Source organism: Delftia sp. UME58 (assembly GCF_014170385.1).
GTDB classification, from domain to species: Bacteria; Pseudomonadota; Gammaproteobacteria; order Burkholderiales; family Burkholderiaceae_C; genus Comamonas; species Comamonas acidovorans.
In genome coordinates this window covers 1-1,821 of record NZ_LZZV01000050.1, presented here as the reverse complement: position 1 = coordinate 1,821, position 1,821 = coordinate 1, and the positions used below count along the sequence as shown (strand labels likewise).

The window sequence follows — 1,821 nt, the reverse complement described above, 5'->3', positions numbered from 1 at the left end:
CCCGGGCGACGACAAGGGTACGGTCACCGAAGACGTGACGCTCGCCGTTGGCGGCAAGCTCGACGTGACGGATCCGGATGCAGGCGAAGCGGTCTTCAAGCCGCAGACGGATGCCGCTGGCCAACACGGCAAGTTCTCCATCGACGCCAATGGCAATTGGACCTACAACCTGACCAACAACGACCCGGCCGTCCAAGGCCTGGGCGCTGGCAAGACCCTGACCGAGACCTTCACCGTTACGACGGCTGATGGCACCACCGGTCAAGTGGTCGTCACCATCGTCGGCACCAACGACATCCCGGTCCTGACCGGCAAGGCCGATGGTGCGGTCACCGAAGACGGCACCCTGGTTGCCACCGGCAAGATCGACGTCGCCGACGTCGACACGACCGACAAGCACACCTGGACCGTCAACGACGGCGGCAAGGGCACGTACGGCTCCTTCTCGGTCGACACGACCGGCAAGTGGACCTACAACCTGGACAGCAGCAACCTCGACGTCAAGGCGCTGAAGGCTGGCGAGACGGCCACTGAGACCTTCACCGTTACCGTGGACGACGGCAACGGCGGCGTGGTCACCAAGGACGTGACAGTCACGATCAACGGCACCGATGACGGCGCCGTGATCACCCCGGCTAACCCGGGCGACGACAAGGGTACGGTCACCGAAGACGTGACGCTCGCCGTTGGCGGCAAGCTCGACGTGACGGATCCGGATGCAGGCGAAGCGGTCTTCAAGCCGCAGACGGATGCCGCTGGCCAACACGGCAAGTTCTCCATCGACGCCAATGGCAATTGGACCTACAACCTGACCAACAACGACCCGGCCGTCCAAGGCCTGGGCGCTGGCAAGACCCTGACCGAGACCTTCACCGTTACGACGGCTGACGGCACGACCGGTCAAGTGGTCGTCACCATCAACGGCACCAACGACATCCCGGTTCTGACCGGCAAGGCGGACGGCGCAGTCACGGAAGACGGCACCCTGGTTGCGACTGGCAAGATCGACGTCGCCGACGTCGACACGACCGACAAGCACACCTGGACCGTCAACGACGGCGGCAAGGGCACGTACGGCTCCTTCTCGGTCGACACGACCGGCAAATGGACCTACAACCTGGACAACACCAACAAGGACGTCCAAGGTCTGAAGTCCGGCCAGTCCATTACCGAGACCTTCACGGTCACCGTCAATGACGGCAACGGCGGCGTGGTCACGAAGGACGTGACGGTCACCATCAACGGCACCGACGACGGCGCCGTGATCAACCCGGCCACCCCGGGCGACGACAAGGGTACGGTCACCGAAGACGTGACGCTCGCCGTTGGCGGCAAGCTCGACGTGACGGATCCGGATGCAGGCGAAGCGGTCTTCAAGCCGCAGACGGATGCCGCTGGCCAACACGGCAAGTTCTCCATCGACGCCGATGGCAAGTGGACGTACAACCTGACCAACAACGACCCGGCCGTCCAAGGCCTGGGCGCTGGCAAGACCCTGACCGAGACCTTCACCGTTACGACGGCTGATGGCACCACCGGTCAAGTGGTCGTCACCATCGTCGGCACCAACGACATCCCGGTCTTGACTGGCAAGGCGGACGGCGCAGTCACGGAAGACGGCACCCTGGTTGCGACTGGCAAGATCGACGTCGCCGACGTCGACACGACCGACAAGCACACCTGGACCGTCAACGACGGCGGCAAGGGCACGTATGGCTCCTTCTCGGTCGACACGACCGGCAAATGGACCTACAACCTGGACAACACCAACAAGAATGTCCAAGGCCTGAAGTCCGGCGAGTCCTTCACCGAGACCTTCAC

1 protein-coding gene is annotated in these 1,821 nt (G+C 63.6%); it reads left to right on the top strand.

Going from position 1 to position 1,821, the window contains the following annotated elements:
* Positions 1 to 1,821: VCBS domain-containing protein (locus tag A9976_RS13085; protein WP_183019369.1), on the top strand; the 1,821-nt coding region annotated here is incomplete at both ends.